At 67.0% G+C, this 7,257-nt stretch carries 7 protein-coding genes; 2 read left to right on the top strand and 5 right to left on the bottom strand.

Annotated features, from left to right (window positions below):
- Positions 1-36: 36 nt before the first annotated feature.
- Both ON45_RS20405 and ON45_RS21955 read right to left on the bottom strand, forming a co-directional pair.
- Positions 37-1,008 (bottom strand): CobW family GTP-binding protein, encoded by a 972-nt coding sequence (locus ON45_RS20405; protein ID WP_051063500.1) that lies wholly within the window; start codon positions 1,006-1,008, stop codon positions 37-39.
- Positions 1,009-1,041: 33 nt separating this feature from the next.
- Entirely contained in the window at positions 1,042-2,409 is a 1,368-nt protein-coding gene (locus ON45_RS21955; protein WP_148288809.1) for a serine hydrolase domain-containing protein, read from the bottom strand.
- Positions 2,410-2,513: 104 nt separating this feature from the next.
- On the opposite strand from ON45_RS21955, the gene ON45_RS20395 reads away from it, so the two are divergent.
- Positions 2,514-3,689 carry a CaiB/BaiF CoA transferase family protein gene (locus ON45_RS20395; RefSeq protein ID WP_040496588.1) on the top strand — a complete coding sequence of 392 codons (1,176 nt, stop codon included), beginning with the start codon at positions 2,514-2,516 and terminating at the stop codon, positions 3,687-3,689.
- A gap of 11 nt (positions 3,690-3,700) precedes the next feature.
- On the opposite strand, the gene ligD is transcribed toward ON45_RS20395, so the two are convergent.
- The 3 genes from ligD to ON45_RS20380 all read right to left on the bottom strand — a co-directional run bounded on the left by ligD (position 3,701) and on the right by ON45_RS20380 (position 6,459).
- Positions 3,701-4,606, bottom strand: coding sequence for a non-homologous end-joining DNA ligase (gene ligD, locus ON45_RS20390; RefSeq protein WP_040496587.1), 906 nt, complete (start codon positions 4,604-4,606; stop codon positions 3,701-3,703).
- Positions 4,603-5,511, bottom strand: a complete 909-nt coding sequence (gene ku, locus ON45_RS20385) for a non-homologous end joining protein Ku (protein ID WP_040496586.1) — start codon at positions 5,509-5,511, stop codon at positions 4,603-4,605. The genes ligD and ku overlap by 4 nt, the downstream gene beginning before the upstream one ends.
- A 63-nt stretch (positions 5,512-5,574) precedes the next feature.
- The gene (locus tag ON45_RS20380; protein ID WP_040496585.1) at positions 5,575-6,459 is read right to left on the bottom strand and encodes a hypothetical protein; all 885 of its coding nucleotides are present in this window, start codon (positions 6,457-6,459) and stop codon (positions 5,575-5,577) included.
- 66 nt (positions 6,460-6,525) lie between these two features.
- On the opposite strand from ON45_RS20380, the gene ON45_RS20375 reads away from it, so the two are divergent.
- A complete protein-coding gene (locus ON45_RS20375) occupies positions 6,526-7,230 on the top strand; it encodes a hypothetical protein (protein WP_040496584.1) in 705 nt (234 codons plus the stop codon).
- Positions 7,231-7,257 lie beyond the last annotated feature (27 nt).

The following is a 7,257-nucleotide window of genomic DNA, read 5'->3' as shown; positions in this document are numbered from 1 at the left end:
CTCGTGAACAGTTCGCGCACGGAGCACCGGAACTGATCACGAGAACGGGTCGAGGTGGGCGGTCGCGAGGGCGTCGAGTGCGGCGGTGTCGAGAACGCCGGCGATCCCGATGACCTCCAGGCCGCGTGCGCCGGACGTGTCTGTCGCAACCATCGACACGGTACGACCGACCACCTGGACGAGCTGCGTGTGGACGCGTCCGGATCCATCGCGTACATCGACGAACCCCTTCGCGCGGAGAACACCGTCGGGCAGCGCGTCCAGGAACGCGTCGAGCGCATCGGCCTCGACCGTCCCGGTTCGCGTCGACCACGTGAGATAGCGACCGCTGTCGCCCGCATGTCCTTCGGCATCCGGCTCGCCGGCCACCCCCGTGTCCGTTCGACGACCGAGTACGACGTCCACGTCGATCTCGCCGTGGAACGCGATCACGACGGGGGCATCCGTGTTCGTGCCGACCCAGTCCACGACGCGATCCACCTGCGGTTGTTCGCAGAGGTCGGTCTTGGTGACGATCACCAGGTCCGCCCCGGCGATCTGGCGTACGACCTCGGAGCCGACATAGCGGTCACGGGACTTCGCCATCACGGCGTCGGCCGCGGCGAGTACGACCACGCCACCGCGAAGAAATCCCGGCACGGTTCCCCATGCTGCGGCGACCGCCGGATCGGCGACGCCGCTGGCCTCGATCACGATGTGATCGAGTGACGGTCTGATCGCGACGAGTTCGTCGAGCGTCGCACGGAGGTCGTCGCCGAGCGTGCAGCACACGCACCCGTTGGCGAGGTTCACGATCGGCGTGGCGTCGGACGGCGTCGTCGTCGAACCACCGTCCAGAGCCGCCTGCAGCAGTTCGGCGTCGATGCCCAGTTCGCCGAAGTCGTTGACGACGACGCCGAGTCGACGACCATCGGCACCTCGGAGCAACTCGTTCACCAACGTCGTCTTGCCGGCGCCGAGATACCCGCCGATCACCGTGATCGGGATGGGTGCGGTTCCCGTCGACATGTTTCGATCGTACGCACGGCGCGATCGTCGTTCTCACCCGGCGACAAAGCCTCCCGCGGCGAACGCCGAGTTCACGATCTGCTCCAGTCGTGTCGATTCGTCCGGAATCTGACCCGCGACCGTCACGGCCCACGTCACGCCGTCGCCCCGGTTCAGGAGCATCGCGTGGGTCGACTCGATCGTGCCCGTGTGGCCGAATCGTCCTCCGCCGTACGAGATCATCCCGTAGCCGTATCCCCGTTGTCCGAGCTGTCCGCCGTACGGGATGATCATCTGGAGTGCGGTCAAGTCGTCGAGTGGCTTGAAGCCCGGCGTGGAGCTGTCGAGCGAGTCCATGATCGTGACGAGGTCGGTCGGACTGGCGATCCACTCCCCCGCTCCGGCCAGGGTCTCCATGTAGTTGCGCCCCGGTGTCGAGACGTGCTGCGTCTCTCCGGGACCGGGGTCGAACGTCGGAGGAAGCCGCATTCCGGAGATCCCCAGCGGGGTGAGCAGGTTCTCGTACACCGCCTGTTCGTAGGAGAGTCCGGTCAGCGCTTCGATCGCGAGGCCCGCCACGCAGTAGTTCATGTTGCTGTAGACGTAGCCACCGCCTGCGGCACCACTGGCGAGACCCTGACGGGCCGCGTCGGCACAGTCGGCCGCTCCCCCGCGGAAGAATGCCGTGTCGTACTTCCCGAAGCCCGAACGGTGGGTCAGCAGTTGGCCCAGCGTCAGGTTCGCGGACGATCCGATCGGCCCGGCACCGATGTGATCGGCGACCAACTGACCCACCGGATCGTCGAGTCCGATCACGCCGTCCTCCACCAACTGGAGCGCAACGATCGCGGTGATCGTCTTGGAGATGCTCGCGATGCGGAAGCGATCCTCCGGCTCAGCGCGGTCCCCGGTCGCGGGATCACGCTGGCCGAATGCCGAACTGTGCACGACGTCGCCGTCGATCAGCACGGCCACGGAGGCCGCCGTGTTGCCCGGCCGGATCAACGCCGACTCGAGAGAGGCGTCGAATCCGGCCCACCCGGTGAGCGGCGCTGCTGTCGCTCCCGTGTCGACGGGCGCCCCGCCGCCGACCCCGGCGTCATCGACCGGAAACCGGGCGACGTCGAGGTCCAGCACCACGTCGGGACCCAGTTCGAACGACGGATCCTCGTCCGCGCCATCGGTCGGCGGAAGTTCCTCGGCTGCGACGGTGGTCGTCGTCCCCGCCGGTTCCGCGGTGGTCGATGTGGACGTCGAGGTGGAGGTGGACGTCGAGGGAGAAGTCGATGTCGCCGCGGTCGTCTCGGCGGGCGATGGTTCCGAACCACCGGGGGCGGCCGACGTGCCCGTCGTGTCATCGGACGAACACCCCGACAGCGCCGCGATGGCAAGGACGGGGATGCACCATCGGAACGACCTCATGACCGTGTCCATGATGACCCGGCGACACCCGTCGAACGCGGCAGCCCCCCGATCTCCCGAATGGCGGCTCGCCCACCGACGCATCGGCGTGACAGCATGCACCGATGGGGCCCCTCGACGGTGTACGGGTAGTCGACTTCTCGGTCATGATCTCCGGACCGCTCGCGGCGATGATGCTCGCCGATCAGGGGGCCGACGTGATCAAGGTCGAGACGCCCGGCTTCGGCGACATGATGCGCCTGCTCGGTTCGTCGAAGAACGGGATGACCGGGATCTATGCGAACAACAACCGGAGCAAGCGCTCACTCGTCGTCGACCTGAAGAACGACGACGGACGGCGCGTGGTCGAGCGCCTGCTCGAGGATGCCGACGTCGTCATCCAGAACTTCCGACCCGGAGCGATGGACCGGCTGGGTCTCGGGTACGACGACGTGCGCAGGATCAACCCCGAGCTGATCTACACCTCGATCTCGGGGTACGGATCGACCGGCCCGTACAGCGGACGGCGGGTGTACGACAACGTGATCCAAGCGGCGTCGGGGCTCGCCAGCGTGCAGACCGACCCCGAGACCGGCGAGCCGACGATGTTTCGCACGCTGCTGTGCGACAAGGCGACCGCGTACACCGCTGCCCAGGCGATCACGGCCGCGCTGTTCGCTCGCGCCACCGGGAAGGCGGCGGGCCAACACATCGAACTGGCGATGATCGACGCCGCGATCGCGTTCATGTGGCCCGACTCCGGAATGGACGCGATGTTCCTCGACGACGATGCGAGCCGCCGACCGACACTCGCCGCGAACTACTCGGTGACGCGACTGGCCGATGGGTTCGCCAGTGCCGGTGCGGTCACCGATGCCGAGTTCGTTGCGCTGTGCGCGACCTACGGACGACCCGACATCGCCGAGGATCCACGGTTCGCCGACGCCGTGTCGAGGATGGCCAACGTCGAGGACATGACCGCCGTGGTCGCCGCCGCAGCGGCTGAGTGTTCACTCGCCGACTTCCTCGAACGGTCGAGCGAGTACGACGTGCCCGCGTCGAAGATCAACACGCTGGACGATCTTCCGACCGATCCACAGATCGTCAACAACGAGGTGTTCGTCGAGAGCGATCATCCACAAGCAGGGCGGATCCGCGAACCGCGTCCCGCCGCCCGATTCGAGACGACCCCACAGGCGATCTCGGGACCGGCACCCGCACACGACGAGCACACCGTCGACATCGTGAGCGAACTCGGCTTCGATCCCGAGGAACTGCGGGCGTCCGGCGCGATCTCCTGACGCCGACGGCTTCACGTCTGCGGAGCGGGCAACTCCTGCTCGACCGTCAGCACCGATGCGAAGAGGTCACCGTGCTCGTCCACCCGGGAGAGGACGTCTGCCGCCTCGAAGACCAGCTCGGCCTCGCCGTCGGCACACTCCTGAACCTCGTCCCACGTCACCGGCGTCGACACGGTCGGCCGCGGCCGCGCGCGCAGTGAGTACGGGGCGATCGTGGTCTTGTGGTGCGCGTTCTGGCTCCAGTCGACGAAGATCTTTCCGGGCCGCGCGTCCTTGGCCATCACCGTGGTGACCGCTCCGTCGAGTTGTCGCTCGAGCACCTGGCCGACGGCGAGCGCGAAGTCCGCTGCTCCCTGATGCGTCGCCCCTTCGGTGTTGAGCGGCACGTACATCTGGAGGCCCTTCGAACCCGACGTCTTGCACCAGCCCCGAAGCTCGACGGCGTCGAGCACAGCCTGAGTTGCGAGCGCGACTCGGCAGCACTCGACGATCGACGTCTTCGGTCCCGGATCGAAGTCGAACACCAGCGTGCGCGGTGTGTCGAGATCCTCCGCGAGCGCCATCGGCGCGTGCAGTTCGAGTGCAGCGAGGTTCGCCGCCCAGGCCATCGTCGCCGTGTCCTCCACACAGCAGTACTCGATGCCGCCGCGGCGATCGCCGGGACCGAGTGCCACCGGCACCCACTCCGGCCGGTAGCGGTTGCATCGCTTCTCGAAGAACCCGTCGGCGTCGGATCCGTCGGGATATCGACGGAACGTGATGCAGCGTCCGGCCAGGTGCTGCGTCGCCGTCGGAGCGATGCGGACGAAGTAGTCGATGACCTCGGCCTTCGTGAAACCGGACGGATACAGCTGCTTGCCGAGGTTGGTGAGCTTGACCTCGTGTCCGTCGATCTCGACGACGGTGGACTCGCTCACGCCGACTTCTTGTCCGCCTGCTTCTTGGCGGCCGTCTTCTTCTTGGCTGCGGCCTTCTTCTTCGAGCTGCGTTTGGTGGCGGCCTTCTTCTTGGTCGCCCGCTGAGCCGGATGGTTCTCACGGCTCGCCTTCGCGGCGGCGACGCTCGCTTCGAGCGCGGCCATGATGTCGATGACCTTCGGCGCGTCGTCCTCGGCAACCTTCGGCGTGGTGATCTCCTCGCCGTCGGCGCGCATCTCGATCAGCGCCATCACCTGCTCGCGGTACTCGTCGTGGTACTTCTCGGGTTCGAAATCGGCGCTGAGCGACTCGACCAGCGACTCGGCCATCAGCACCTCCTTGTCGCTGACCTCGACGTCGTCGAGGCCGGCGATCTCCTCAATGTCGAGCGGGTCGACGACCTCGTCGGCATACGCCAGCGACGACATCACCATGCGACCCTCCTCGGCGCGGATCGCAGCGGTGTACTGCTTGTTGCGCATCACGAACCGGCCGATCCCGACCTTGCCCGACGCCTCCATCGCCTGCGCGAGCAACGCGTACGGCTTGGCGTTGGCATCGGGTGCGAGGTGATAGGCGGTGTCGAAGTAGACCGGATCGATCTGATCGAGGTCGACGAACTCCTCGAGCTCGATCGTCTTGGTGACCGCCGGCATGAACGGTTCGAGTTCGTCGGGGTCGACGACCACGTAGCGGCCCTTGCTGACCTCGTAGCCCTTGACGATGTGCTCGTCGGACACTTCCTCACCGGTCTCCGCGTTCACCTTGCGGTAGCGGATCCGGGCGAGGTTGCGTTCGTCGAGCTGGTTGAACGACACCGACTTGCGCCGCACCGCGTGGAACAGCTTCACCGGGATCGCGACCAACCCGAACGAGATCGTTCCACTCCAGACCGGGCGTGCCATCTCGAAAGCATGTCACAGCCCACCACGATCGAGCGAGACTCTTCGCCCCGGTCGGGTGCGGTGTCAGGTCTGGTCGAGCACGGCGCGAGCGACGATGTCGGTGCCGAAACCGGTCAGAATCGCCAGGTAGAGCAGGCCGGTGGCGGCCATCACCGCCGAGTAGTAGCGCTCCTTGAGCGCCGCCTTGGTGACGAAGATGAGGATGATCGTGGTGAGCGCGCACATCGCCCACATCCACCCGAGCAGGCCGTTCCAGCCGTCGTCGACCGTTCCGACCCAGACGCTCGCCATGCCCACCGGCAGCAGCAGTGCTCCGACCTCGAACGGCCAGAGCCAGGCGAGGGCGTTGACCATTTCGTTGAGCAGCTTGCGCGGCAGCCCGGGTTGCACGAGGTACCAGTGGCCGAGCAACATCGCGTCGCTCACCGCACCGATGAACGCCGCGCCGATCAGGGTCCGGAGCAGGGCGACCGTCGTGTTCCCACCGGCATCGAACGCGGCGGCGACCAGGCCGATCGAGCCGATGATCGCCGGAACGAGGTCGAGCACCGGATTGAACTCGGGTCCGTTGGCGTCGACGGACGATTCGGGGTCCACGGATTCGTCGCCCGCTGGTTGACGATCGATCCCCGTCATCGCCGCGACCCGTTCCGACCGCCGGTCGAACTCGGCCTGCTGGCCCGACACTCCGGCGCGACGACGGATGATCGAGATGACCAGCCCGACCAGGCACGCCAGCGCCACGCCAGCGGACGCCGCTTCGCGGATCGGGTTGACGCCGAACGCGAGTCCGGCAGCGAGCGCTCCGAGTGCGAAGCAGAGGTAGGTCCCGCGCAACAGCCAGCCGTAGCCGACGCCGATCACTCGCCGTCGGGTCGTGAACCAGCAGAACAACATGCCGCCGGTCGCCCACTGGAGCAGCACGGTTGCCGCCTCGAGTCTGATCACGCCGAGGAGGGTAACGGCGAACCTGCGGGTCGATCCCGGTCGACCGGTCGTAGCCTCCACCGTCTGATGACCGCAGCATCGGCCGCCACCCCGGCCGCATCACCGTCCCGATCGCCTCGGCCCCGTCGCCGATCCCGTGCGCTCGTCGGCATCCTCGCGGCAACCGTCGTCCTCGGTGGCTGCTTCACGGGCGAGCGTCCCACGTTCGACGACGAATCGACCGGTCCGGCCGAAACCTCGGGGAACGAGGCGATCGACTCGGTTCTGGCGCTCTTCGATTCGGTCGACGCGTCCGAGTTCACCGCGGAGTACGACATCGAGACGAAGTTCAACACGGTCTCGTCGACCGGCATCGTCGCACAGGCCGCGGGTGAGCGTCGCTCGATCACCGTCGAGAACGAGGACCGCTCCGTGCGGTTCATCGTCGATGGCGGGGACCAGCGCACGTGTGACCTCACGACCTCGGAGTGCGAGGCGTCCTTGAACGACGCCCGGATCAGCGACACCCAACTGCCACACACCTTCTACGGACCGGCGTTCGCCCAGCGACTCCGCGCTGACGCGCAACGTCGGATCGGTGATCCCGTCGCATCCACGAAGGAGATCGCCGGCCAGAACGCACTCTGCGTCGACGTCACCGTGGCCGGCGGCACCAAGACCTACTGCGTGCTCGACTCGGGCGTGCTCGCCGAGTTCGTGGGAGCCGACGTGACGATCGAACTCACCGCCTACTCCCCCGAACCCGACACGACCGCCTTCACCGAGGGCTAGGACCATCGGGTGTCAGACACCGGATGG

It is taken from the genome of Ilumatobacter nonamiensis YM16-303, from assembly GCF_000350145.1.
In the GTDB taxonomy this organism is placed as follows: Bacteria; Actinomycetota; Acidimicrobiia; order Acidimicrobiales; family Ilumatobacteraceae; genus Ilumatobacter_A; species Ilumatobacter_A nonamiensis.
The sequence above is the reverse complement of the archived record's forward strand: the minus strand, read 5'-3'. Positions and strand labels throughout refer to the sequence as shown.